We start from the raw sequence: 23,919 nt of genomic DNA on the forward strand, positions 1-23,919 counted from the left end.
TTTACTCTTCTGGGGTTCGTTCGACCAGAGGGACGGTTCGTTGCGCAGGTGGGTGCGGTTCGCGGTGGCGCTGCTGTGTCTCCTCGCCCCCGCGCTCACGGTCAGCCGGTCCGACGCGACCGCGCCGCTCAGGATCCTGATCTACGGCGACTCCATGACCCAGGGCTCCAGCGGGGACTGGACCTGGCGCTACTTCGTGGCCGAGCACCTGCGTGAGGCGGGCTCGAACGTCGACTTCGTCGGGCCGCGTCGCGGGCTGCACCCGCTCAGTGACCCCGGCGGGGACGCCGGCCTCCCGGACGACCTGGCCTATGCCGATCCCGACTTCGACTCCGACTCGGGCGCGGTCTGGGGGCAGGCCCTGACCTGGCCGACCTACGACCTGGCCAACACGACCTACGAGCCGGACCTGGTCACCGACTACACGCCCGACGTCGTGGTCGCGCTGATCGGTCAGAACGACCTGGGCTTCCTGCAGCGCAGCCCGGACGAGCTCGCCGACGTCTGGCGGCAGAAGATCGCCGCGGCCCGGCAGCAGCGGCCGGGCATCGACCTGGTCCTGGTCCAGGTGCCGGGGACCTGGTACGACCACGTGGCGGAGTACAACCAACGACTGCTGGAGCTGAGCGACGAGCTCGACACCCCCGACTCTCGGGTCGTCACGACCGAGCTCGCCCGGCTCGACCGCGCCGCGGACACCTGGGACGGCACCCATCCCGCGGCGAGCGGGGAGGTCAAGATCGCCCGCGTGGTCGACGACGCACTGGCCCGGGCCGGGATCGGGCGACCGTCGGGGATGCTGCCCGTCGTCGCCAACGGTCCGACCCAGGTCCCGGCCCTCCAGGTGGTGGCCGGCATCGGGAAGGCGGAGCTCCGCTGGGGAGACGTCCCGGGCGTGAACCAGATCTGGGTGGAACAGCGCGACCTGAACGCCGGCGGACGGTGGGAGAGGTTCCCGATCGCCTTCGGTGTGGGTGCCGGCACCTGGGCCGCTGGGGGACTGGCGGACGGGCATCGGTACCAGTTCCGTCTCCGCCCCGGAAAGGGGGAGGCGACCTCCGCCGTGCTGACCTCGGCCGAGGTCGAGGTGATCCCCGGACCGCGTCCGACGGCCCCGCGTCCGGCAGGCCCCCAGGTCGACGCCGGTGGCCGGGCGAACCTGGCCTGGCCGGCCGTCGCCGATGCCACGGGCTACGTGGTGACGCTGCGTGACCTCGCCCGGGGATCGTCGAAGGAGTGGTCGGTGGCGAAGCCGAGCTGGTCGGCCGGGGACCTGGTCTCCGGTCGCAGCTATGAGCTCCGAGTCCGGGCGGACCACGGCCCGATCCTCGGGGCGACCTCGTCGGTGGTCCGTTTCACGGTCCCCGTCGTCGGCGCGGTGCAGCGGGTGTCGGCCACATCGCCCCGGCGGGACAAGGTACGGACCACGGCCGCAGCCGTGAGGTTCGCGACCGCGTACCGGCTCGAGATCGCTCCGGTCCGGGCCTGTCGGACGCTGCCTCGCGACACCGCCTTCCGGCGGGCAGGGGCCGCCGTCGCGCGCCCGTCGCTCGCCTTCCGGACCACGTCGACAGCGGTCTGGGTGCGCTGGGTCGCCGTCCGTGGCGGGGTTCCCGGAGCGACCGCCGCGCGATCGGCCACCTGTCTCCGCGTCCGCTGATCAGGCTGACGCCGGCTCCGGCAGACCCGCCCTGACCAGGTCGGCGTAGGCGCCGCCGGCCAGCAGGAGCTCCTCGTGGGTGCCGAGCTCGACCACCCGGCCGTGGTCGAGCACGGCGATCTGGTCCGCGTTGCGAACCGTGGAGAGGCGGTGCGCGATCGTGATGGTCGTGCGCCCTCGAGCCAGCTCGTCCAGGGCCCGCTGCACCTCGAGCTCGGTGCTGGTGTCCAACGCGCTCGTGGCCTCGTCCAGGACGAGGACCTGCGGGTCGCGGAGCAACGTGCGAGCGATCGCCAGGCGCTGCTTCTCGCCGCCCGAGAAGCGATGGCCCCGTGAACCCACCACCGTGTCGTACCCGTCGGGCAGGCCGGCGATCAGGTCGTGGATCTGGGCGGCCCGGGCGGCCTGCTCGATCTCGGTGTCGCTCGCCTCAGGCTTGGCGTAGCGCAGGTTTTCCCGCACGGTCGCGTGCAGCAGGTAGGTCTCCTGGGTGACGACGCCGACCACGGCGGCCAGATCGGCCAGCCGCAGGTCCCGCAGGTCGACGCCGTCCAGCGTCACGGCTCCGTGGTCGGGATCGTGCAGCCGCGCGGCGAGACCGGCCAGGGTCGTCTTGCCCGACCCCGTTGCACCGACGAGGGCGAGCGAGGATCCGGCGGGGACGTCCAGGCTGACGTCGGCGAGCACCGGCCGGTTCGGGTCGAAGCCGAACGAGACGTGTTCGAACCGCAGGTGGCCCCGCGGGTGCGAGAGGTCGACCGGGTCGGCCGGGTCGTCGATCGCGACCGGGAGGTCGAGGTACTCGAAGATCCGGCTGAACAGCGCCAGCGAGGCGGTCACGTCGACGCCGACGTTGAGCAGGCCCATCATCGGGCGGAACAGGGAGCCCTGCAGCGAGATGAACGCCACCAGGGTGCCGATCGTGACGCTGTCGCGGGTCGCGGGCAGGCCGGCGGCGAGGTACAGGGCGGCGGGTACGGCGGCGAAGATGACCTGCATCGTCGCCATCCGCCAGCGTCCGGCCAGCTGGCTGCGCACCTCCAGGTCGACCAGGTCCTCGGAGGTGTCGCTGAACCGGGAGGCGAGCGCCGGCCCGGCCCCCATCGTCTTGGCCAGCAGGATGCCGCTCACCGAGAGGCCCTCCTCGACCTGGACGTGCAGGTCGGCGAAGCGGCGCTGGCGTTCGTTGGTGATCTTGTAGCGGGTCCGCGCCACCTGGCGGGTGGTGAGCACGGCCGGGGGAAGGACGACCAGGGAGACCAGGGCGAGCTGCCAGTTCAGGGCGAACATCGCCACGATCGTCCCGATCACGACGGTGACGTTGGCCGCGATCGAGGTCGCCGTACTGGTGACGACGCTCTGCATCGAACCGATGTCGTTGACCATCCGTGACTGGACCTCGCCGCCCCGGGTGCGGGTGAAGAACTCGACGCTCTGCCGCTGCAGGTGGGTGAAGAGGTCGCTGCGGAGGCGGTGCATGACCCGTTGGCCGACGCGGGTCGAGATCAGGGTCTGGCCCACGCCGAGCCCGGCGGCGACGACGGACGCGGCGACCATGCCGACCACGCACCAGGTCAGCAGCGCCAGGTCCTGCTGCGGCAGGGCGACGTCGATGATGTGCCGGACCAGGAACGGCTGGGTCAACGAGACCACCGAGCTCACCACGATCAGGGCGATCACGACGGCCAGCTGGCGCCGGTGGGGAGCGAAGAGGGCGCCGATCCGGCGGAGCTGAACGGGATGCTCGTTCAGCTGGGCGCGGTCCTTGCGGCGGTTGTTCGGGTTGCGGCCGTCGCGGTCACCGGGGCCAGCGGTCGGTCGACCGCCTCCGTGACCGGGGCCGAGAGTCTGCATCGTGCTCACTCACACACCTCCAAGAATGCTGAGGTTAACTCACTATGAGGCTAACACCTGGTTCGTTAGTCTTGTTCCCGTGAACGCGACGCAGCACGAGACCACCGGCGACCTGCTGATGGCCGCGTCCCGGCGGCTGCGCTGGCGCTACATCGATCTCACCGCGCCGTACGACCTGAGTCCAGGGAAGGCGCGGGCACTCCGGGTGATCCGGCATCGCCCGGGCCTGCGGCTCTCCGCCGTCGCTGACGCGCTGGGGATCGTGCCACGCTCGGCGACCGAGGTGGTCGACGCCCTGGAGGCGAAGGGTCTGGTCAGTCGGTCGGTCGACCCCGACGACCGGCGGGCCGTCACGGTGACGATCACCGAGGCGGGCCTCGCGCTCGACGAGACCTTGGACGGTGCCCGCCGCCAGCTGGCCGACGACTACGTCTCGGTCCTCTCCGAGCCCGACCGCGCCGAGCTGGACCGGTTGCTGCGACGCCTGCTCGACGCCGACCGCGGGTGAGCCGCCACTAGGGTGCTCCCCATGCGAGTGGGTCTGACCGGCGGCATCGCCGCGGGCAAGTCGACGGTGGGGCGGATGCTGGCCGAGCACGGGGCGGTGATCATCGACTCCGACCAGATCGCCCGTGACGTGGTCGCGGTCGGCACCGACGGCCTGGCCGAGGTGGTCGCGGCGTTCGGGCCCGAGATCCTGGCCGCCGACGGCTCGCTCGACCGTCCGGCGCTGGGCGCCGTGGTCTTCGCCGACCCGGCCCGGCGCCAGGTCCTCGAGGGCATCGTGTGGCCGCGGGTCGCAGCCCGGTCGGCTGAGCTCCTCGCCGCCGCGCCGGCCGATGCTCTGGTGGTGCACGACATCCCGCTGCTGGTCGAGACCGGGCAGCAGACGACGTTCGAGGCGGTCCTCGTGGTCGACGTGCCCCGTCAGGTCCAGATCGACCGGATGGTCCAGGACCGGGGGATGAGCCTGGAGGAGGCCGAGTCCCGGCTGTCGGCCCAGATCGACCGGGAGCAGCGGTTGGCCGCGGCCACCCACGTGATCGACAACACCGGAAATCTCGACGACCTCCGCCGGCGGGTGGCGGAGGTCGTCGCGGAGCTCATCGGCTCCTGAGGCGGATCAGGCCGCGATCTCGGGATCGCCGAGGCGGCGCAGCTTCTGCAGGGCCTCGCGCTCGAGCTGGCGGACGCGCTCCGCACTGATCCCGTGCTTGACGCCGATGTCGGCCAGCTTGTGCTGACGCCCGTCGGAGAGCCCGTAGCGCGAGCGGATGATGTCGGCCGCGCGGGGATCGAGCTTGTCCACCAGCTCGTCGAGAAGCCGGCGCGACTCGCTGTCGAGCACCTCCAGGTCGGGGCCCGGCCCGGACTCGAGGGCCATCAGGTCACCGAGCGAGGTGTCGCCGTCCTCATCGACCGGGGCGTCAAGGCTGACGTGCTCCCGGCCCCAGGCCATCAGGTCGAGCACCCGCTCCAGGTCCATGCCGAGCTCGGCGGCGATCTCGGCGGGCTCCGGGTCGCGACCGAGCTTGCGCTCCAGCCCGCGGCGGGCTCCGCCGATCTGGTTCAGCTCCTCGACCACGTGGACGGGCAGGCGCACCACGCGAGCCTGCTGCGCGATGCCACGCGTGATCGCCTGACGCACCCACCAGGTGGCGTAGGTCGAGAACTTGTATCCCTTGGTGTAGTCGAACTTCTCCACGGCGCGGATCAGGCCGGTGTTGCCCTCCTGGATCAGGTCCAGCATCGGCATCTGGGCACGGCCGTACTTCCGGGCGATCGAGACCACCAGACGGAGGTTCGCCTGGATGAACAGCCGGGTGGCGCGCTCGCCCTCCTCGGCGACCCACTCCAGCTCGGCACGGGAGGCGCGGCCCGGGGCCTTCGCTCCGACCAGACCCTGGTCGAGCAGTGACTGCGCCATCAGACCGGCTTCGATCGTCTTGGACAGCTCGACCTCCTGGGCCGCGTCCAAGAGCTGAGTACGGGAGATCTCGTCGAGATACAGACCGACGCCATCGCGGCCCTCGATCTCGCGGGAGGCACTACGTGTAGCCATGGGACCCCTCCTTCGATGCAGGGTTCTCCTGCACTGAGTTCAAACACGCCGTGGGCCTGCGGGATTCCCCAGGCTCCGTGGCGTCTCTTGAAAGTAAAGACGCGTCGCGTGCCGCGGAGGTTTCCGAGATTTCGGAATCTCAGATAACTCTCAGGACTCCCGGGCGCACCACCGTGGCGTACAGGCCGAAGCACGGCTCGTCAGCCTCGTTACGGGGTCGGTACCCAGCCAGGGTCCGGAGTATCGCGGTCCCGCGATCCCCGGTGACGGGATCGATGTCGACCACGGCGCACCGGCCGATCGGGCCTTCGACCCGGAGTACGGCGTCGCCGACCCTGAGCTCGCGGCCCTGCCACTCGCTCTCGTCGGCACCGCCCTCGAGCAGCAGGCTCGCTCGGAACCGGGCCGGATCGACCGGGTGGCCGCACAAGTGCGCCAGCTCGTCGATCGACGCCCGGGTGATCAGGGAGACTCCCGCGCCGTAGATCACGCCGCCGGGCGGTGCCGCAGCCAGGCTCACCGACATGTCGAGGTAGGCCGACAGCAGCTCGGCGTGGGGACCGTCGAGGAGCTCGAGCTCGACCGTGCGACCCCAGTAGTCGCACGCGATCGTGGTGCCGGACGGCTCGGGTCGGGCGACCAGCGATCCGTGGCCGGGCACCGTCAGGCGCAGCTCGCCGGCCTGCTCCACCGCCTCGACAGCGACCAGTCCGGGGTGCTGGACGGTGCGCAGCACCCGGCGGCGCTCGACGTCGACGAGGCAGTACCGACGGTCACCGGCGACGCCGTCGTCATCGAAGGTGATCGAGGCCAGGTCCAGGTGCCGGGTGCCCTTGATCGGGGACAGCCCGGCCCGCGCGACCGTCGCCTCGAGCACCGGCTCAGGCCAGGTCGAGCCGGTCGAGGATCCAGGCCAGGGTGAAGGCACGCTCGTGCCAGCTCTTGTACCTCCCGGAGACGCCGCCGTGACCGGCCGCCATCTCGGTGCGCAGCAGGACGTCGGCGCCCGCGACCTGGCGCAGCCGAGCCACCCACTTGGCCGGCTCGGTGTAGAGCACCCGGGTGTCGTTGAGGCTGGTCTCGGCCAGGATCGGCGGGTAGGGCTGGTCGGCGACGTTGTCGTACGGCGCATAGGAGGCCAGGTAGTCGTAGACCTCAGCATCGGCCTCGGGGTTGCCCCACTCGTCGTACTCCACGACGGTCAGGGGGAGCGAGGCATCCAGCATGGTGGTCAGGTTGTCGACGAAGGGCACCCCGGCGGCGATCCCGCCCAGGAGCCCGGCGGGCGCCAGGTTGGCCACCGCGCCCATCAACAGGCCACCGGCGCTGCCGCCCTCGGCCACGATCCGTCCCGGCTCGGTCCAGCCGGTCGTGACCAGGTGCTCGGCGCAGGCGATGAAGTCGGTGAACGTGTTCCGCTTCGTCAGCTGCTTGCCCTCGTCGTACCAGCGGCGACCCAGCTCACCGCCGCCGCGGACGTGCGCGATCGCGAAGGCACCGCCGCGGTCGAGGAGGGAGAGCCGGGCGATCGAGAACCCCGGGTCCATCGACGCCTCGTACGAGCCGTAGGCGTACAGGTGCACCGGGACCGGACCGCCGCCGATGCGGGCGTCGCGGCGCACCACGAGGGAGATCGGGACCTGCTCGCCGTCGGGAGCCGTGGCCCAGAGCCGGTGCTCCTCGTAGGCGTCGCGGTCGTAGTCGAGCCCGTCGAGCGGCAGCACCGGCTGGGACTTGCGCAGGGTGAGGGTGCGGGTCGCGACGTCGTAGTCGTAGACCGAGCTCGGCGTCCGCATCGTGGTGTAGCCGATCCGCACCGTCGGCTGGTGGAAGTCCGGGTTGCCGCCGGCTCCGATCGTGTAGAGCGGGTCGGCGAACTTCACCAGGTAGTCGTCGGTGACGCCGCCGGTGCCCTCGGCGCCGAGGTCGAGGATCCGGAGCTGGGTCAGACCACCACTGCGCTGGTGCACGACGAGGTGGGTCGCGAACGCGTCGACACCCTCCAGGCGCACCGTCGGGTCGAACGGGATCAGCGGCTCCCAGGCTTCCGGCGCGGTCGGGGCGATCGGGGCGCGACCGATCTCGAAGTCGGCGCCCGTGCCGTTGTGCAGCACCAGGAAGACGTCGTCGGGACCGTCGGTCCCGGGGAGGACGGCGTGCTCGAGGGAGTACTCCAGGCCCTCGGTCCGGGGGTGGAAGACCTGCCAGGTCGCGTCCGGGTCGTCGAGGTCGAGGTAACGGACCTCCGAGGTCACCTTGGCGGCCGACTCGATGATCAGGAAGCGGTCGCTGCGGCTACGGCCCAGCCCGGTCCAGAAGCGCTCGTCGGGCTCGTGGAAGACGAGCTCGTCCTCGGCCTGCTCGGTGCCGAGGCGGTGCCGCCAGATCTTGTCCGGCCGCCACGACTCGTCGACCGTCGAGTAGAAGAACGAGGTGCCGTCGTGGTCCCAGGTCGCCCCGCCCATGCTGCCGGTGATCACGTCGGGCAGCGCCTCGCCGGTGGTGAGGTCCTTGACCCGGATCGTGTAGCGCTCGTCGCCGACGACGTCGGTCGCCCAGGCCAGCAGCGTCGTGGTGGGCGAGACCGCGGCCCCGCCGAGGCTGAAGAAGTCGTGACCCTCGGCCAGGGCGTCGAGGTCGAGCAGGGTCTCCTCGCCCGGCAGCGCCGGCTGCTCGGGGGAGAGGGAGGTGTCGGGCGTCGGCGGGGTCCAGTCGTCCGGGTCCGTCACAGGGACACGGCAGCTGGCGCCGTACTCGCGCCCCTCGAAGCTGCGGCCGTAGTACCAGTAGCCACGGCGTCGGACGGGCAGGGAGAGGTCGGTCTCCAGGGTGCGGGCCTTGATCTCGTCGAACAGGCGCTGCCGGGTCTCGGCGAGGTGTGCGGTGCGCTCGTCGGTGTAGGCGTTGTTGGCCTCGAGCCACGCCACGACCTCCGGGTCGTCCTTCTCCTTGAGCCACCCGAAGTCGTCGGTCCGGGTCCGGCCGTGGTGAGTGGTGGTGACGGGGCGCGCCTCGACGACGGGGGGTTGCATGCGGTCGACCCTATCCTCGGGGCATGGCCGTTCTCCGACGTGTCGACCTCCGCGTCGACCTCAACGCCGACCTCGGGGAGGAGATCACCGACGACGCCGGGCTGCTGGCCGTGGTGACGTCCGCCAACGTCGCCTGCGGCTACCACGCGGGGACCGCGGCGATCATGCGGTCGGTCTGTGCCGAGGCCGCACGGCTCGGGGTCGCGGTCGGGGCTCAGGTCTCCTACGCGGACCGGGAGAACTTCGGTCGGGTCGCCCTCGACGTCGACTACACGACGCTGCGTGACCAGGTCGAGGACCAGGTCGGCACCCTGACCTCGATCGCGGTCGAGGAGGGGGTCGCGGTGACGTACGTGAAGCCGCACGGGGCGCTCTACCACCGCACGATGGACGACCTCGACCAGGCGCGGGCGGTGCTCGACGGCTCCCCGGGACTCCCGGTCCTCGGGATGCCGGGCGTGTTGTGGGACCTGGCCGTCGGAGCCGGCCGCGGCGTGCGTCTGGAGGGATTCCCCGACCGCGGGTACGGCGCCGACGGACGGTTGCTGCCGAGGACCGCACCCGGGGCGCTGGTCGAGGACGAGGCCGACATCGTCGCGAACGCGCTCACCCTCGCGGCCGGTGTCGACTCACTCTGCCTGCACGGCGATTCAGCTGGCGCGGTCCAGCACGCGCGCGCCGTCCGTGCTGCCCTCGAGCGTGCGGGGTGGGCGCTCGGTCCGTGCGCGTGAGCGCGGTTGGCCCAGCACGATGCTGCCCAGCACGAGCGCCATTCCCGCCGCAGTGCTGGAGGTGAAGGCCTCGCTGGCCAGGGCGACGCCGATGATCGAGCCGGTCACCGGGTTGAGCAGCCCGACCAGCGAGACCGCGGCCGCGGGCAGGCGGCGGATCCCCTGGAACCACACGATGTAGGCGAGCACCGTGCCGATCAGGCCGAGGTAGGCGAAGGCCGCCCAGGCAGCGGCGTCGAGGTGCGGCGCGGGGCCCTCGACGGTGAACGCGATCGGGGTGAGCAGGAGCCCGCCGAAGACCAGCTGCCAGGCGGTGAAGGGGAGCAGGTCCACCGGCGGCTTCCAGGTCTTGACCAGGATCACGCCGAGCGAGGAGACCGCGACCGCCCCGAGGGAGGCGAGCACGCCGATCGGGTCGAGGCTGCCGGTGCCGCCGACCAGGAGCGCGACCCCGAGCAGGCCGACGACGCCGGCGACCAGCGAGGCGGTCCGCGGTCGCTCGCCGGCCAGCGCCCAGGCGGCGAGCATGATCATCAGCGGCGACGTCGCGGTCAGGGTCGCGGCCACACCGCCCGGGAGGCGCTCGGCGGCGACGAAGATCAGGGTGAAGAACGCGGCGAAGTTGAGCGCTCCGAGGAGCGCCGTGCGCCACCACCAGGAGCCGCTGAGCCACGCCGGGCGGAGGGCCAGCAGGAGCAGGCCGAACGGGAGCGCCCGGACGGCGGCGCCGAAGAGCGGCCGATCGGGTGGGAGGTAGGTCGCGGTGACGTAGTAGCCCGAGCCCCAGGCGATCGGCGCGATCGCTGTCGCCGCCACCCATTTGATTTCCATGGAAGACATAATTCCTTCCAGGGAAGATATATTCCAGTCATGACCGACCACGTGGCCCGGGTGATGGCGCAGTGGCGCCAGGAGCGGCCCGACCTCGATCCCTCGCCGCAGGGAGTGATCGGGCGCCTGCACCGGATCGCCGGCCGGCTGACCGAGGAGCTGGTGGCCGTCTACGCCGAGCACGGACTGGGCGAGGGCGAGTTCGACATCCTGGCGACGTTGCGCAGGACCGGGGCGCCGTACGCGCTGAGTGCGGGGGAGCTGGCCTCCCAGACGATGGTGACCTCGGGAGCGATCACCAAGCGGGTCGATCGGTGCCTCGCCGCCGGGTGGGTCACCCGGGTGCCGAGCGAGGCGGACGGGCGTGGGCGGGTGATCGCCCTGACGAGATCCGGGCGGAAGCTGATCGATGCGGCCTTCACCGACCACCTGGCCAACGAGGACCGTCTGCTTGCGGGCTTCAGCGCGTCCGAGCGCATGCAGCTGGCCGCGCTGCTCGAGCGGTGGGCCGGGGAGCTGGACCTGTGACCCTGCACGTCCGCCCGGTCGGGCTGCGGGCAGCGCTCGTCGACGTCGGCTCACCGGTCGAGGCCGCCGAGCTCGCCACCTGGGCGCGTGCCGCCGGGGTGCCGGCCGAGGAGGTCGTGCCGGCGTTCGTCACGGTGCTCTTCGACGGTGTCGACGTCGCCGCGCTGCCGGGCCTGTTGGCCGGATGGGAGTCGCAGGCGGTCCCGCCGGCCGCGGACTCCGTGGAGATCCCGGTGTGCTTCGACGGCCCCGATCTCGGCATCGTCGCCGCGCACTGGTCGGTCACGGAGGACGAGGCCGTCGCGCGCCTCACGTCGGTCGAGCTGGTCGCCGCCTTCTGCGGCTTCGCCCCGGGGTTCGCCTACCTCGCGGGGCTGGAGCCGGCCTGGTCGGTGCCGCGCCTGGCGAGTCCGCGCGCTCGGGTGGAGCCGGGTTCGGTCGCCCTGGCCGGTGCCTGGTGCGGGATCTACCCTTCCGCGTCCCCGGGCGGCTGGCAGATCGTCGGTCGGACCGAGACCGTGCTGTGGGACGTCGAGTCGGAGCCACCGGCCCTGCTCGTGCCCGGCACCCGGGTGGTGTTCCGCGCATGCTGACCGTCCTCGCGGTCGGACCGCAGGTCCTGGTCCAGGACGGGGGCCGGGTCGGGTACGCCCACCTCGGCGTTCCGCGCGCAGGATGGCTCGATGCGCCGGCGGCGACCCTCGCCAACCGGCTTGTCGGCAACCCGGAAGGGTCGGCCGTCCTGGAGGTGCTGCTCGGCGGACTCGCCGTACGCACCGACGTCGCGCGTTGGATCGCCGTCACCGGCGCACCGACGCCGGCCACCGTCGACGGTCGCCCGGTCGCGCTGGGGGAGCCGGTCCGGCTCGACGCCGGGGAGACGCTCGCGCTCGCCACACCGGCCACGGCCATGCGGTCCTACGTCGCCATCGGCGGGGGTGTCGACATCCCGGCCGTCCTCGGCTCCCGGTCCACCGACACCTTGGCAGGGGTCGGTCCGGCCCGGGTCGCTGCCGGGGACCGGGTGCCCGTCGGCGTACCGGCGGGCGTGCCTGCGTTCCTCGATGCCCCTCGGCCACCTCGGGCCGGCCCGCTCCGGCTGCTGCCCGGACCTCACTCCGACTGGTTCGGTCATGACGGGATCGAGCGACTGGCCGGGACGGCGTGGCAGGTTTCGAGCACGTCCGACCGGATCGGGCTGCGCCTCGACGGCGAGCCGCTCCACCGGGACGGCAGTGAGCTGCCGAGCGAGGGGATGGTGCTCGGCGCGATCCAGGTGCCCCCGGACGGGCAGCCCGTGATCCTGCTGGCGGACCACGGCCCGACGGGCGGCTACCCGGTGATCGCGGTGGTCCACCCGGACGACCTGTGGCAGTGCGCCCAGGTCAGGCCGGGGGAGACTCTGCGGTTCGTTCCGGCGTCCAGCGGCTGAGCTCGGGATCGTCGGCCGCGAACGACCGCACCGGCCCTGGACCGCTCTCCGCGGTCTCGAACCGGACCGTGACCACGCCCCGCCCGGCGCCCCACACCCACCCCTGACCGTGGACGGTGTGGACGACGTCGGCCCCGGGCCACCAGGAACCGACGCGTCGGCCCGATCGGTCCGGCACGGGCTGGACCTCCGGCGCGGGCGCCTCGCCCTCGTCGGCGGCGGCCGCAGCGGCGGTGTCGGCCTCCAGCACCGACAGCAGATCGTCCTGGATCCAGTCGGCGAGGCCGCTCACGCCGACGCCGAGGAGACGCACGCCGCCGGCGGTCTCGCCCGACTCGATCAGGTCGGTGAGCAGGGTGCGGGCCAATCGCATGATGGTCGCGTCGGCATCGGTGGGCTCGGGCAGCGTCGCGGAACGGCTCAGCGTGCTGAAGTCGTGGCGCCGCACCTTCAGCGTCACCGTGCGCCCCGAGAGCCCGTGCCGGCGCAGCCGTTCGCCGACCTCGCGGGCCTGCCGGGAGACCAGGCTGTCCATCAGCGTGCGGTCGGTCAGATCGGAGTCGTACGTCGCCTCGACACTGACCGACTTGGTCTCCCGTTCCGCCACGACCGGGCGGTCGTCCTCCGCGCGGGCCAGGTGGAACAGGCCGGTGCCGTGCGCCTTCCCGAGCAGCCCGACCAGCTCCTCCAGGCTGACCACCTCCAGGTCCTCGACCCGGTGGATGCCGGCGCGGCGAAGACGTTCCTCGGTCTGCGGCCCGACGCCGGGGATGACGCGCACCGACATCGGGCGCAGCAGCTCGAGCTCCGTCCCCGGCGGCACGACCACCAGGCCGTCGGGCTTGTCGAGGTCGCTGGCGATCTTGGCGATGAACTTGCTCGACCCGGCGCCGACGCTCGCGGTGAGGCCACCGGTCACCTCGCGGACCCGCCCGCGCAGCTCCTCGGCGAACGCCCGGACGCCCTCCTCGGAGAGGTCGAGGTCGACCGGCGAAGCGGCGAGGTCGACGAACGCCTCGTCCAACGACAGTGGCTCGACCAGGGGTGAGACCTCGTGCAGCACCGCCATCACCCGCTCCGAGGTCGACCGGTAGGCCTCGAATCGCGGGGAGAGGAAGGCGGCGTTGGAGCACCGCGACCGGGCCTCGCGGGTCGACATCGCCGACCGCACGCCGAACGCCCGCGCCTCGTAGCTCGCCGCCGCCACCACCCCGCGTCCACCGGTCCCGCCGACGATCACGGGCTTGCCGCGCAGGGAGGGTTTGTCCCGCTGCTCGACCGAGGCGAAGAACGCGTCGAGGTCGAGGTGAAGGATGCTGGCGTGCCGGCGCACGGGACGACCCTAGTGCGTGCGGCCGACGGGATCGGGGCCACCAGTCATCCACCGGTCGCGCGCCGACGCACGATGTGCACCGCGACCTGGTCGAGCCGAGCCGACCGGGCGTGGAGTGGGCGAGCGTCGACCCATGTCCATTCCTCACCCTTCCTCGGGCGCGCTCGCCCCGCTGACCACGTTCACCGTCCGCTCGCCGGTCGACGCACTGGCCGCCGTCCCGATCATGCTCGGGTTCCATCCGTCCGACTCGCTGGTGATGATGACCTTCGGCGGAGCCCGTGGCGTCAACGCGCGGATCGACCTCCCGCCTGCCGGGACCACCGACCGCGACCTCGGTCTCCTCACCGAGATGCTGGTCGGTCCGGCGATCGCGCAGCGGGCCGACGCTGCCCTGTTCGTCTTCTACAGCGACGACCGGGTGACCTGTCGACGGGTCCACCGGATCCTGACCGCGGCCTGCCGGCGCAGTGAGATCCGGGTCCTGCACACGCTGCGGGTCGACGACGGGTGCTGGTGGTCCGTCGGTGCTCCGGCGAGTGCGCCCGGCCATCCCTATCTCGTCGACAGTCATCCCTTCCTGGCCGAGGCCGTCGCCGCTGGCAAGGTGACCCTCGGCTCGCGTGCGGCGGTCGCGGCTCGGGTGGCACCCGACCCCGAGGGCGCCGCGCGGGTCGAAGCGGTCGGGCCGGTCGGGTCGTTCCTCGACATCGAGGAGGCGCGAGCCCTGGTCGAGGGCCGGTCGGGGGCTCGGGGTCTGCTCGACGACGACGAAGCGGCCTGGCTGATCGCCTCGGTCACCGACCCCGAGGTGCGCGACTCCTGCTGGTGGCGGCTCACCTCGGGGGAGGCTCAGGAACGACTCGACCTGTGGTGCGACCTGCTGCGCCGCACCCCGGAGTGCGACCTGTTCCACGTCGCCGGAGTGACGGCGATGGTGGCCTGGCTGACGGGGGACGGCGCCCTGGCGTGGTGCGCGATCGACCGCGCCGACGCCAACGGGACCCCGGCCCAGCACTCGTTGGTCGGGCTGGTCCGGATCATGCTCGAGCGTGGAGCGCCTCCGCCGGGACCGGAGGACTGGGATGCCTTGGAGGGGTTCGCCTGCTGACGCTCAGCGCTGGCGCTCCCGCGCCCGGACCCAGGTCCGCTCGGCGCCGGTGCGGGGATCCCACCAGCCGTGCCGATTGACGAGCACGAAGACCAACGGGAGCTCCGCCTCCGCGAACGCGGCGACCGCCGCCGCCAGCCACACCTGGTCGATGTCCTGCGCCTCGTGCAGATCGCCGGTGCGGGTGAGCCAGACCAGCGGGCGCTGCACGCCGCACCGCACCACCATCGCCGCCACGAGGTCGGCCCGCAGACCGTGGTCCTCGTCGGTCCCGCTGATCGCCCGCACCATCGTGGCTCCGCCGGGCTCCCCGACGTGGAGGCGGGCAGGGAAGACCCGCCGCGATTCGGTCGCGGCATGGTCGAACACGGCCAGCCGCAAGGCGCGGTCGAGGTCGCGAGTCGGTTCCGGTGGCGCCATGACCGCAGCCTGCCCCAGCTCGCTCCTCCCACGTGCCCGTCATCCACAGGTCGCGTGTGGTCGGATGGCGCCATGAACGAAGCGGGAAGCCAGGAGCCGCGGCGGCATCACTGCATCACGGGTGATGCTCTGCTGTTCATGTGGGACTACGGCGTGGTGGTGCCCCTGTGGATCGACCATCGCCTGGTTCCCGAGGATCCGCCGTGGCTGCGCGACGCCCTCGGGTTGAGCGACCCGCTGATCCGGGACCTCGTCGCATGGGGGGATGCCATGAGCGAGCTCCACGGTGATTCGTCCCAGGAGGTCGATCAAGCGACCTACGGCGAGCTCAAGCAACGCGCGGCAGTGCTCGTCGATCGGTTGCAGCAGGAGGTCGGCTCGCGCTTCACGGTCACCTGCACGCCCCGGCTCGTGGCCGAGTAGAGCGGCCGTCAGCCATGGATCAGACGCTGCGTCCCGTGTTCGTCTTCGACCGCGACGGATACGTCCACCTGTTCAAGTCGCACGAGTTGGCTGCCGGCTGGGTCGAAGCCCTCGACGTTGCCGGCGGGGAGTACGACGCGTTCATCGGTCTCGATGGCACGAGACTGAATGCGGTGGTGGTGGATGTCCGGTCCGGGGAGGTTCAACTCCAGTCGAACGGTGAGGCGGCCGACCTCGACCATCTCCGTGATCGCCTTGATGCCTTCGCCAGGACCCGGGGATACGAAGGTGAACCTGAGGAGCCGCGAGACGTCGCGAACCAGGTCTTCAGGCAGGAGTGGGAGCGGGCCTGGCCGAGTTGGTGGCCGTGGCTCCATCGGCGCCTTCACGGGGCTCATCCACCGGTCGTTTGAAGTCGCACCGGATCGCAGACGGGAGCGCCCAGGACTGGGCTCAATCGGGCGGGGTCGGCCGATCGCTCGCGAATGCGGCGTCGAAGGCAGCCGCAGGTGGCTCGAAGTCGAAGCGGCGGAGGAAGTCCAGTGCCTCGGGGGCGCCGTGCAGGCGGTCCATGCCGGCGTCCTCCCACTCGACGGAGATCGGTCCGTCGTACCCGATGGCGGCGAGGGCCCGGAAGCAGTCCTCCCAGGGCACGTCCCCGCGCCCGGTGGAGACGAAGTCCCAGCCGCGATGAGGGTCGCCCCAGGGAAGGTGTGAGGAGAGGATGCCGTTGCGGCCGCCGCCCATCCGCATCCGGGTGTCCTTGCAGTCGACGTGGTAGATCCGATCGGCGAAGTCGGTGATGAAGGCGACCGGATCGAGGCCCTGCCACATCATGTGGCTCGGGTCCCAGTTGAGTCCGAACGCCGGCCGGTGACCGATCGTCTCGAGGGTGCGGGCCGTCGACCAGTAGTCGTAGGCGATCTCTGAGGGGTGCACCTCGTGGGCGAACCTGACACCGTGCTCGTCGAAGACGTCGAGGATCGGGTTCCATCGTCGGGCGAAGTCCTCGTAGCCGGCAGCGATCCGGTCGGCCGGGACCGGCGGGAACATGGCCACGTACTGCCAGATCGAGGAGCCGGTGAACCCGACCACGGTGTCCACCCCCAGCTTCCGGGCCAGTCGGGCGGTCAGCTTCATCTCCTCGGCTGCCCGCTCGCGGACACCTTCGGCGTCGCCGTCGCCCCAGACCCGCTCCCGGACGATCGCCCGGTGCCGCTCGTCGATCGGGTCGTCGCAGACGGCCTGTCCGGTGAGGTGGTTGCTGATCGCGAACACCTTCAGCCCGTGTCGTTCCAACAGCGCCAGGCGCTCCTCGACGTATCCGGGCTCGTCGACCCGCCAGGCGTCGAGGTGCTCACCGGAGACCGCGATCTCGAGCCCGTCGTACCCCCAGCCTGCGGCCAGGCCGGCGACCTCATCGAGGGTCAGGTCGGCCCATTGGCCGGTGAAGAGGGTGAACTGCTTGCCCATGTCAGTCCTTCCGTCCGGGAGCGCCGACATCGACGCGTGCCCCTGAGCCTGCCGCACTCCGCTCGACCGCGGCGAGTACCTCTTGGACCGCGAGTCCGTCGGCGAAGGAGGGCGCCGGATCCGTTCCGGCGGCGATCGCGGCCAGGAAGTCGGCGGCCTGGGAGGTGAAGGTGGTGTCCCACCCCAGGATGTGCCCCGGTGGCCACCATTGGTCGAGGTAGGGATGGTCGGGCTCGGTGACCAGGACCCGGCGCGGCCCGGAGGCGCGTTCCGCGGTGGCGCCGTCCAGCACGTCGAGCTCGTTGAGCCGCTCGAGGTCGAAGGCGATCGACCCCCGGTCGCCGTACACCTCCAGGGTGAGTCGGTTCTTCCGGCCCGTCGCCATCCGGCTCACCTCGACACTCGCGAGGACGCCTGAGGCCGTCTCCAGCGTCGCCCAGGCCGCATCGTCGACCGTGACCGGTTCGGTGCCGTCGGGTCCGGTGCGCTCGGTGACGAAGGTGTGCAGACGCCCGGACGCGCTGGTCACGGGCTCCCCGAGCAGGAAGTGCAGCTGATCGACCACGTGTGATCCGAGGTCGCCGAGGACGCCGCTGCCGGCGCTCTCCTTCCGAAGGCGCCAGGTCATCGGTGCGTCGGCGTCGACGAGCCAGTCCTGGAGGTACGCCGCGCGCACCTGCCGCACGGTGCCGATCCGGCCCTCGGCGATCAGGTCGCGGGCGAGGGCCAAGGCAGGAACACGGCGGTAGTTGAAGCCGATCATCGACCGGGTGCCACCGACGGCTGCGGCCGCGGCGGCGGCGACCATCTGCTCGGACTCGGCGACCGAGTTCGCCAGTGGCTTCTCGACCAGGACGTGCTTGCCTGCGGCGAGCGCGGCGAGGGCGATCTCGGCATGGGTCTCGCCCGGTGTGCAGATGTCGACCACATCGATGTCGTCGCGGTCGATCACGGACGCCCAGTCCGTCGCGGACTCGGCCCAGCCGTAGTGGGCGGCGGCTGCCTTGACCGCGGTGTCGTCGCGACCGACGAGCACCTGCTGGCTGACCCACGGGGTGTCCGGCCGGAACGCGTTGACGTTGCGCCAGGCGTTCGAGTGCGCCTTCCCCATGAACGAGTAGCCGATGACAGCCACTCCCAGGGGGCGTTCGAGCGCCTGGGGCGTCGGGGGTGTGCTGCTCTCAGTCGTCATGGGATTCTCCGTCCAGCGAGCGCAGGAAGGCCAGGCCGTCTCGGGCCAGGTCGAGGGGGGAGTCGGCGAGCGGCCGCCAGATCGAGGCCGCCACGGCGATCGAAGCGTTGTCAGGGGTGAAGCTCTCGATGGTGAGCGCGCCGTCGTACCCGATCTCGTCGAGTGCCTGGACGACCTCGTTCCAGTCGGTCTGGTCGCCCCCCGGTGCGCCGCGGTCGTTGCCGCAGACCTGGAGGTGGACCAGGTGTGGGCCGGCAGCCCGGATCGCGTCCGCGCTGCTGCGCTCCTCGATGTTGAGGTGGTAGGTGTCCAGGGCCAGGCCGACGCCGTCCTCGAGGAGCGAGCCGAGGCCGGTGAGGCACTGGTCCACCGTGTTGATCAGCGAGGTCTCGTAGCGGTTGAGGGGTTCGATGCCGATCGTGATCCCGTGTTCCCCGGCGTAGGCCGCGACGGGGGACAGGTTCTCGCGCCACTCGGCGTACGCGGCGCGGCGTTCCTCGGCGTCCATCCGCCAGACCCGGCCGGTCTGGGCGTAGAAGGGGCCGCAGACTGTCGTGGCGCCGACGGCTCGGGCGAGGTCGATGCAGGACCGGAGGTAGGCCTGGGTGGAGGCGACCGTGCCCGGATCGGCGGCGACGAGGTCGCGACCGGGCGCCATCGCTCCGACCACCCATGCGCTCAGCCCGAGCCCGGCGAGCTGTGCCGCCGTCCTCTCCGGGTCGAGGTCGCCGGGGTTCTCCAGCGGCAGCTCGACGCCGTCGTAGCCGAGGTCGGCGATGGTTGCGAACAGATCTGGGGCGTTGGCCGCGGTCAGCGGCGAGGTCCAGACCCACGTGTTGATCCCGATGGCGCGCACGAGCCTGCCTTCCTGCAGTGGTGAGAGCGCGGCGGGTGGCCCGGTCGGGCACGGGAGTCGATGTGCCCGACCGGACGTTCACCGGTCCTGGTTCAGCGATCGGTCAGGGGATCTGCCGCTCCTGCCACACGGTCGGGTAGCCGGGCAGGTCCTCGCCGCCGAACTTGGCGTAGTGGCCGTTGGGCATGCCCTCGTTGGCCTCGAGGTAGTCACCGCGTTCCTCCTCGGTGATCGGGACCTGCGGGAGCACCCATTCCTTCGGGATGGCCTCACCCTTGACGATCTTCTCGATCGCCAGGAGCGGCGTCCGCCACTGGAAGTTCGAGTACACCGGGGCCAGGCCGGTCAGCTTGGTCTCCTCCCACTTGCGGAGGAAGGACATCTCGTCCTCACCTGTCATCACCGGGAGGTCGACGCCCTGGTCCTCGAAGGCCTCGATCGCGGCGACCGCTCCGTCGCCCGCATCCATCCAGACGCCCTGGACGTCACCCTTGGTGAGCTCGTCGGTGATGATCGACTTGATCTTGGTCGGGTCGGCACCGGTGAAGTAGTCCACCGCCTCGATGCCGTTCTCCTTGAAGATCTTCTCCGCCGCGGCCCACCGGGTCTCCAGCACGTCGACGCCGGGCAGGATCCGGAGAGCGACGACCTTGTCGCCCTTGTCGAGCTTGTCGACGAGGAACTCGGCAGTGTCGATGCCCCAGGCGTAGCCGCCGATCGGGTGGATGAAGGTGGTCGGGCACTCGGTCTGGACGCCGCGGTCGAAGACGATCACCGGCTTGCCGGTCGCACAGGCACGTTCGACCGCCGGGGTCATCGCGGCCGTGGAGTTGGGCGAGATGATGAAGACGTCGCAGTCGCCATCGGCGATGAAGTAGTCGATGTCGGCGATCTGCTTGTTGTCGTCGTCCTTGGCGTCGCGGGTCTCCATCTGCGAGATGACCTTGCTCTGCTGGAGGACCTTGAGCTGCTGGTTCATGGTGATCCAACCGGTCTGTCGCCAGGGGTTGCTGATCGAGGCGTTGGCGAAGCAGGCCTTCTGGGACTCCTGGGTCTTGAACTTCGCCGTGTCGGTCATGTCGCCGGCGATGTACTGCAGCCAGGGGGTCTCGGGGTCGCCCTCGAACGTCGCCGTGCGCTGGGCGTCCTGCTCGTCCATGTCGGCCTGGTTGAAGAACTCGCTGGTCGGTTCGTTGTCGGTGGGTTCCGCACTGTCACCGTCGGATCCGTCGGATCCGCACGCCGTCATGGTGGCCACCAGTACGGCGGCCCCGAGCCCGGCGATGAGCCTGGTTCTACGCATCAGCTTCTCCTGTTGTCGTGCCCGGGTGGGCGGTTGGGGGTGTGGTGGGTTCGTGGGGGTCGTCGGAACCGCGACCGGCGCGATTGCGTCCCCGGCGTGACGGGCGCCTGCCGACGGCCCAGGCACGGCTCGAGACGGCGACGGCGAGGATGATGATCACGCCCTGGACCGCTGGCCTCCAGGTGGACTCGACGCCTTGAACGGTGAGGAAGACGAAGAGCAGCTCGAGGGTGAAGGCGCCGGCTGCGGCCGACAGGACCCAGCCCCGACCTCCACCGAGGACGACACCGCCGAGGACCACCGCGGTGATCGCGGTGAACTCGTAGCCTTCGCCGACCGAGGGGTGCACCCCGGCGTAGCCGACCAGCAGGATCCCGGCGACGGTCGCCGACAAGGACGAGAGCACGAACGCCCGGGTCTTGAGCCAGACGAGCGAGCTTCCAGCGAGATGGGTCGCCTCGGGGTTGTCGCCGGCAGCGATCAGGTTGCGCCCGAACGGTCGGCGCATCAGCCAGGCTGCGGCCGTCGCGATCGCCAGCAGGATCAGCAGCGGGTAGGGGATGAGTTCGACGACGGGGACGTTGTCGATCGCGCCACGACCGATCTCACGGAACTCGTCAGCCGGGTTCCCCTTGGCCGCACCGCCGGTGGCGTAGTCGACGATGCCGGACAGGGCCAGCATCATGCCCAGCGTGACGATGAAGCTCGGCACCTTCAGCACGGTGGTGGCCAGCCCGTTCATCACCCCGATCGCGGCGCCGAGGAGCAGCATCAGCACGATGCCGGGGACGATCCGGCTGGTGTCCTCGCCGATGAAGTTGCCGGCCAGCACGACCTGCATCGCGATGACGGCGGCCATCGAGAGGTCGAACTCGCCGGAGACGATGACGTAGTACTGGCCGATGGCGGCGATCGCGATCGGTGCGGTCCGACCGATGAAGCGCATCAGCACGCCGGGGTCCCCGAAGTTCGGGTTGGCCACGATGGTGGCGATCAGCAGGGCGAGCGCGAGCAGGTAGATCGCGCCGCCGGGTGTGATCAGCGCCGCGAGGACCCGCCGCGGGAGCGCCCGCTCGTGCAGGGGGATCGCCGTGCGCGCTCGGCCGGGGCCCACGTCGCTCAGGGTCAGGTCGGTCATCGGGCCCCCTCCAGCGCGGCGTCGAGGCCGGTCGGGCGTTCGAACGGTGCGGGTCTGCGGACCACTTCGCGACGGGCGTAGACCGCGACGGCGAGCACGATGACGAGGCCGCGGACGACGTCCTGCAGGAACGACTCCACCTCGATGACGCTCATCACCTGGTCCATCACGGCGAAGATCGCGACTCCGCCGAGGGTGCCGACGATGGTGCCCTTCCCGCCCGAGAGCAGGGTGCCGCCGAGCACCACCGCGGCGATCGACATCAGGTCGTAGCCACCTTGGGAGCCGATCGTCGGGCTGCCCACGCTGAGCCGGGCGAGCAGCAGGAGGCCGGCCAGGGCAGCCAGGACCGAGCAGAGCACGTGCGCGACGACCACCGGAACCGACGTACGGATCCCGGAGAGTCGGGCGACCTCACGGTTGCCGCCCACGGCGTAGAGGTGGTGTCCGACCCGAGTGCGACGCAGCAGCACGATCGCCAACGCGGCACAGCCGAGCATGATCATCGTGGACACCGGGATCGGACCGATCTCGTTGGAGCCGATGGCCCGGAACGCCCGCGGGGCAGAGCCGTAGCTGCCCTGGTAGTTGGTCGCCAGGTAGCCGCTGATGATCAGGCCGGTGCCGAGCGTGGCGACGAAGCCGTGCACCTTGAGCAGGCTGACGATCAGGCCGTTGGCCAACCCGATCCCGGCCGCGATCAGCACCGTGACGACGACTGCCTGCGCGATGTTGCCGGACTGCCCGGCCATGATCCCGCCGGCGACCACGCTGCTCAGGCTGGCCACGAAGGAGACCGAGAGGTCCAGGCTGCCGACCAGGATCACCAGGGTCTGCCCGATCGCGATGAAGCCGAGCACGCTGGTGAACGTGAGGATCGCCTGGATGTTGCCGGTGCTGAAGAAGGTCCGATCGTGGAGGGTCACGAGGACCGCGCCGATCACGATCGCCGCGAGCAGGACCAGGTAGACGATCCCGGTCGACGTGAGCGGGCGGCGCTTCATGCCACCTCCCGCGGAGCGACTCCGGTAGCGAGCTGGAGGACGGTCTCCTCCGAGCTTCCGGCGGGAAGCTCCCCGGCCAGGCGACCGTCACGCATGACCAGGATCCGGTCGGACATGCCGATCACCTCAGGCAGTTCGCTGGAGACCATCAGCACCGCCACGCCCTGGGCGGCCAGCGTGCGCATCAGCTCGTAGATGGAGTGCTTCGCGCCGACGTCGATGCCCCGGGTGGGCTCGTCCATCAGCACCACCCGCGGGTCAGCGGCCAGCCACCGGCCGAGGACCACCTTCTGCTGGTTTCCGCCGGAGAGGAACTGGACCTCCTGGTCCAGCGCTCGGGCGGAGACCTCGAGGGAGGAGAGCAGTCCGGGAACCGCGCGGCGGGCAGGCCCTGTCCGCCTCGGGAAGACGCTGCTGACGACGCCGAGGGCGTTGTCGAGGATCGACTGGTTCAGTGCCAGGCCCGTGGCCTTGCGGTCCTCGGTGATCATCGCGATGCCGGACCGGATCGCCTCCCGTGGTGAACGCGTGCGCAGTGGCTTCCCGTCGAGCACCATCTCGCCCCGACTGAATCCGTTCGCACCGAAGACCGCCTCGAGCAGCTCGGTCCGACCGGAACCCTGAAGTCCGGAGACGCCCACGATCTCGCCTGCTCGTAGCGTGAGGTCGATCCCGTCGACGTAGCCGTTGCCGGCCCCGCGGAGCTCGAGCCGCGGTTCTCCGACCTCGGTGCCGGCGACCTTGTCGGGGAAGAAGGAGGAGATGGAGCGGCCGACCATCAGCCGGACCAGCTCGGCATCGTCGAGCTCAGCGGCGGGTCGGGTCGTCACCTGGGTGCCGTCCTTGAGCACCGTGATGGTGTCGCAGAGGTCGAAGATCTCCTTGAGGCGGTGCGAGACGTAGAGGATCCCCACGCCGCGCGCGGTCAGCCGGCGGATGATCGTGTAGAGCAGGTCGACCTCGTGCTCGGCCAGCGCAGCGGTCGGTTCGTCCATCTGGATGATGCGCGAGTCGTAGCTCACGGCCTTGGCGATCTCGACGATCTGCTGCTCGGCGACGCTCAACGCGCGCACCCGTTGGCCGGCTCGGAGGCCGGTGACCCCGAGCTCCGCGAGCAGGGCATCGGTGTCGCGCTGCATCTGGCCGGTGTCCACGAACCCGCGACGCCGGGGCTCGCGGCCGAGGTAGACGTTCTCGGCGATGGTCCGTTCGGGGAGCAGGTTGAACTCCTGGAAGACCGTGGAGAGTCCGGCCTGCTGGGCCTGGACCGGGTGGCTGAACGAGACCTGGTCCGCGCCGAGCTCCACGGTGCCCGCGTCGGCCTGGTGGACGCCGGCGAGGATCTTCATGAGCGTCGACTTGCCCGCACCGTTCTCGCCGACCAGGCCCAGGACCTGGCCCGGGTGCAGGTCGAGGCTCACGTCGTCGAGCACGCGGTGGCCGATGAAGCTCTTGCTCAGTCCGCGGACGCGGAGGAGAGGTTGCGGGTGGGGCACCTAGTCACTGTGACACCCGTCACATTCTTTTGTCGATAGG

General features: G+C 71.0%; 24 protein-coding genes. 10 read left to right on the forward strand and 14 right to left on the reverse strand.

The genetic code is table 11. The features are described from left to right. Positions 1-40: 40 nt before the first annotated feature. Positions 41-1,660 (forward strand): hypothetical protein, encoded by a 1,620-nt coding sequence (locus ACZ5J1_RS05020; protein ID WP_464563097.1) that lies wholly within the window; start codon positions 41-43, stop codon positions 1,658-1,660. Here ACZ5J1_RS05020 and ACZ5J1_RS05025 read toward each other — a convergent pair whose 3' ends face one another. Continuing rightward, a complete protein-coding gene (locus ACZ5J1_RS05025) occupies positions 1,661-3,514 on the reverse strand; it encodes an ABC transporter ATP-binding protein (RefSeq protein ID WP_464564713.1) in 1,854 nt (617 codons plus the stop codon). It lies immediately after the preceding gene. A 79-nt stretch (positions 3,515-3,593) separates the two neighbouring features. On the opposite strand from ACZ5J1_RS05025, the gene ACZ5J1_RS05030 reads away from it, so the two are divergent. Further along, the gene (locus ACZ5J1_RS05030; protein ID WP_464563099.1) at positions 3,594-4,022 is read left to right on the forward strand and encodes a MarR family winged helix-turn-helix transcriptional regulator; all 429 of its coding nucleotides are present in this window, start codon (positions 3,594-3,596) and stop codon (positions 4,020-4,022) included. Positions 4,023-4,043: 21 nt separating this feature from the next. Next, complete coding sequence (gene coaE, locus ACZ5J1_RS05035; protein WP_464563101.1) at positions 4,044-4,631, forward strand: dephospho-CoA kinase; 588 nt, start codon at positions 4,044-4,046, stop codon at positions 4,629-4,631. Positions 4,632-4,637: 6 nt separating this feature from the next. Here coaE and ACZ5J1_RS05040 read toward each other — a convergent pair whose 3' ends face one another. From ACZ5J1_RS05040 to ACZ5J1_RS05050, 3 genes are all read right to left on the reverse strand, one after another. After that, positions 4,638-5,576: a sigma-70 family RNA polymerase sigma factor gene (locus ACZ5J1_RS05040; protein WP_464563103.1), complete on the reverse strand. Its 939-nt coding sequence runs from the start codon at positions 5,574-5,576 to the stop codon at positions 4,638-4,640. A 139-nt stretch (positions 5,577-5,715) separates the two neighbouring features. Continuing rightward, the gene (locus ACZ5J1_RS05045; RefSeq protein WP_464563105.1) at positions 5,716-6,453 is read right to left on the reverse strand and encodes an MOSC domain-containing protein; all 738 of its coding nucleotides are present in this window, start codon (positions 6,451-6,453) and stop codon (positions 5,716-5,718) included. Between the two features lie 4 nt (positions 6,454-6,457). Further along, the gene (locus ACZ5J1_RS05050) at positions 6,458-8,608 is read right to left on the reverse strand and encodes a S9 family peptidase (RefSeq protein ID WP_464563107.1); all 2,151 of its coding nucleotides are present in this window, start codon (positions 8,606-8,608) and stop codon (positions 6,458-6,460) included. A gap of 23 nt (positions 8,609-8,631) precedes the next feature. Here ACZ5J1_RS05050 and ACZ5J1_RS05055 point away from each other — a divergent pair, with 23 nt between their 5' ends. After that, the gene (locus tag ACZ5J1_RS05055; protein ID WP_464563109.1) at positions 8,632-9,339 is read left to right on the forward strand and encodes a 5-oxoprolinase subunit PxpA; all 708 of its coding nucleotides are present in this window, start codon (positions 8,632-8,634) and stop codon (positions 9,337-9,339) included. Here ACZ5J1_RS05055 and ACZ5J1_RS05060 read toward each other — a convergent pair. Beyond that, positions 9,259-10,170, reverse strand: coding sequence for an EamA family transporter (locus tag ACZ5J1_RS05060; RefSeq protein WP_464563111.1), 912 nt, complete (start codon positions 10,168-10,170; stop codon positions 9,259-9,261). The genes ACZ5J1_RS05055 and ACZ5J1_RS05060 overlap by 81 nt on opposite strands. A gap of 39 nt (positions 10,171-10,209) precedes the next feature. On the opposite strand from ACZ5J1_RS05060, the gene ACZ5J1_RS05065 reads away from it, so the two are divergent. From ACZ5J1_RS05065 to ACZ5J1_RS05075, 3 genes are read left to right on the forward strand one after another with little or no spacing between them, the layout of a single operon-like run. Beyond that, positions 10,210-10,698 (forward strand): MarR family winged helix-turn-helix transcriptional regulator, encoded by a 489-nt coding sequence (locus ACZ5J1_RS05065; protein WP_464563113.1) that lies wholly within the window; start codon positions 10,210-10,212, stop codon positions 10,696-10,698. Continuing rightward, positions 10,695-11,291 carry a 5-oxoprolinase subunit B family protein gene (locus tag ACZ5J1_RS05070; RefSeq protein ID WP_464563115.1) on the forward strand — a complete coding sequence of 199 codons (597 nt, stop codon included), beginning with the start codon at positions 10,695-10,697 and terminating at the stop codon, positions 11,289-11,291. The genes ACZ5J1_RS05065 and ACZ5J1_RS05070 overlap by 4 nt, the downstream gene beginning before the upstream one ends. Then, positions 11,285-12,130, forward strand: coding sequence for a 5-oxoprolinase subunit C family protein (locus tag ACZ5J1_RS05075; protein WP_464563117.1), 846 nt, complete (start codon positions 11,285-11,287; stop codon positions 12,128-12,130). The genes ACZ5J1_RS05070 and ACZ5J1_RS05075 overlap by 7 nt, the downstream gene beginning before the upstream one ends. Here ACZ5J1_RS05075 and ACZ5J1_RS05080 read toward each other — a convergent pair. Beyond that, a complete protein-coding gene (locus ACZ5J1_RS05080; protein ID WP_464563119.1) occupies positions 12,084-13,463 on the reverse strand; it encodes a DNA polymerase IV in 1,380 nt (459 codons plus the stop codon). The genes ACZ5J1_RS05075 and ACZ5J1_RS05080 overlap by 47 nt on opposite strands. A 133-nt stretch (positions 13,464-13,596) precedes the next feature. Between ACZ5J1_RS05080 and ACZ5J1_RS05085 the strand changes: the two genes are divergently transcribed. Continuing rightward, complete coding sequence (locus ACZ5J1_RS05085; RefSeq protein ID WP_464563121.1) at positions 13,597-14,574, forward strand: DUF4192 domain-containing protein; 978 nt, start codon at positions 13,597-13,599, stop codon at positions 14,572-14,574. Between the two features lie 3 nt (positions 14,575-14,577). Here ACZ5J1_RS05085 and ACZ5J1_RS05090 read toward each other — a convergent pair whose 3' ends face one another. Then, positions 14,578-14,994 (reverse strand): hypothetical protein, encoded by a 417-nt coding sequence (locus tag ACZ5J1_RS05090; protein WP_464563122.1) that lies wholly within the window; start codon positions 14,992-14,994, stop codon positions 14,578-14,580. 72 nt (positions 14,995-15,066) lie between these two features. Here ACZ5J1_RS05090 and ACZ5J1_RS05095 point away from each other — a divergent pair, with 72 nt between their 5' ends. Further along, positions 15,067-15,417 carry a hypothetical protein gene (locus ACZ5J1_RS05095; protein WP_464563124.1) on the forward strand — a complete coding sequence of 117 codons (351 nt, stop codon included), beginning with the start codon at positions 15,067-15,069 and terminating at the stop codon, positions 15,415-15,417. Positions 15,418-15,452: 35 nt separating this feature from the next. Further along, on the forward strand, positions 15,453-15,830 hold the full coding sequence (locus ACZ5J1_RS05100) for a hypothetical protein (protein WP_464563126.1): 378 nt from the start codon (positions 15,453-15,455) through the stop codon (positions 15,828-15,830). A gap of 40 nt (positions 15,831-15,870) precedes the next feature. On the opposite strand, the gene ACZ5J1_RS05105 is transcribed toward ACZ5J1_RS05100, so the two are convergent. From ACZ5J1_RS05105 to ACZ5J1_RS05135, 7 genes are all read right to left on the reverse strand, one after another. Further along, positions 15,871-16,890, reverse strand: coding sequence for a sugar phosphate isomerase/epimerase family protein (locus tag ACZ5J1_RS05105; RefSeq protein ID WP_464563128.1), 1,020 nt, complete (start codon positions 16,888-16,890; stop codon positions 15,871-15,873). A 1-nt stretch (position 16,891) separates the two neighbouring features. Beyond that, on the reverse strand, positions 16,892-18,082 hold the full coding sequence (locus ACZ5J1_RS05110) for a Gfo/Idh/MocA family protein (RefSeq protein WP_464563130.1): 1,191 nt from the start codon (positions 18,080-18,082) through the stop codon (positions 16,892-16,894). Next, entirely contained in the window at positions 18,072-18,938 is an 867-nt protein-coding gene (locus ACZ5J1_RS05115) for a sugar phosphate isomerase/epimerase family protein (RefSeq protein ID WP_464563132.1), read from the reverse strand. The genes ACZ5J1_RS05110 and ACZ5J1_RS05115 overlap by 11 nt, the downstream gene beginning before the upstream one ends. Before the next feature lie 103 nt (positions 18,939-19,041). After that, a complete protein-coding gene (locus ACZ5J1_RS05120; RefSeq protein WP_464563134.1) occupies positions 19,042-20,241 on the reverse strand; it encodes a substrate-binding domain-containing protein in 1,200 nt (399 codons plus the stop codon). Next, positions 20,234-21,379 carry an ABC transporter permease gene (locus tag ACZ5J1_RS05125; protein ID WP_464563136.1) on the reverse strand — a complete coding sequence of 382 codons (1,146 nt, stop codon included), beginning with the start codon at positions 21,377-21,379 and terminating at the stop codon, positions 20,234-20,236. The genes ACZ5J1_RS05120 and ACZ5J1_RS05125 overlap by 8 nt, the downstream gene beginning before the upstream one ends. Beyond that, the gene (locus ACZ5J1_RS05130) at positions 21,376-22,383 is read right to left on the reverse strand and encodes an ABC transporter permease (RefSeq protein ID WP_464563138.1); all 1,008 of its coding nucleotides are present in this window, start codon (positions 22,381-22,383) and stop codon (positions 21,376-21,378) included. Before ACZ5J1_RS05130 ends, ACZ5J1_RS05125 begins: the two co-directional genes overlap by 4 nt. Further along, positions 22,380-23,879: a sugar ABC transporter ATP-binding protein gene (locus tag ACZ5J1_RS05135; RefSeq protein WP_464563140.1), complete on the reverse strand. Its 1,500-nt coding sequence runs from the start codon at positions 23,877-23,879 to the stop codon at positions 22,380-22,382. Before ACZ5J1_RS05135 ends, ACZ5J1_RS05130 begins: the two co-directional genes overlap by 4 nt. Positions 23,880-23,919: the final 40 nt, after the last annotated feature.

The organism is Nocardioides sp. JCM 18999 (assembly GCF_055391175.1).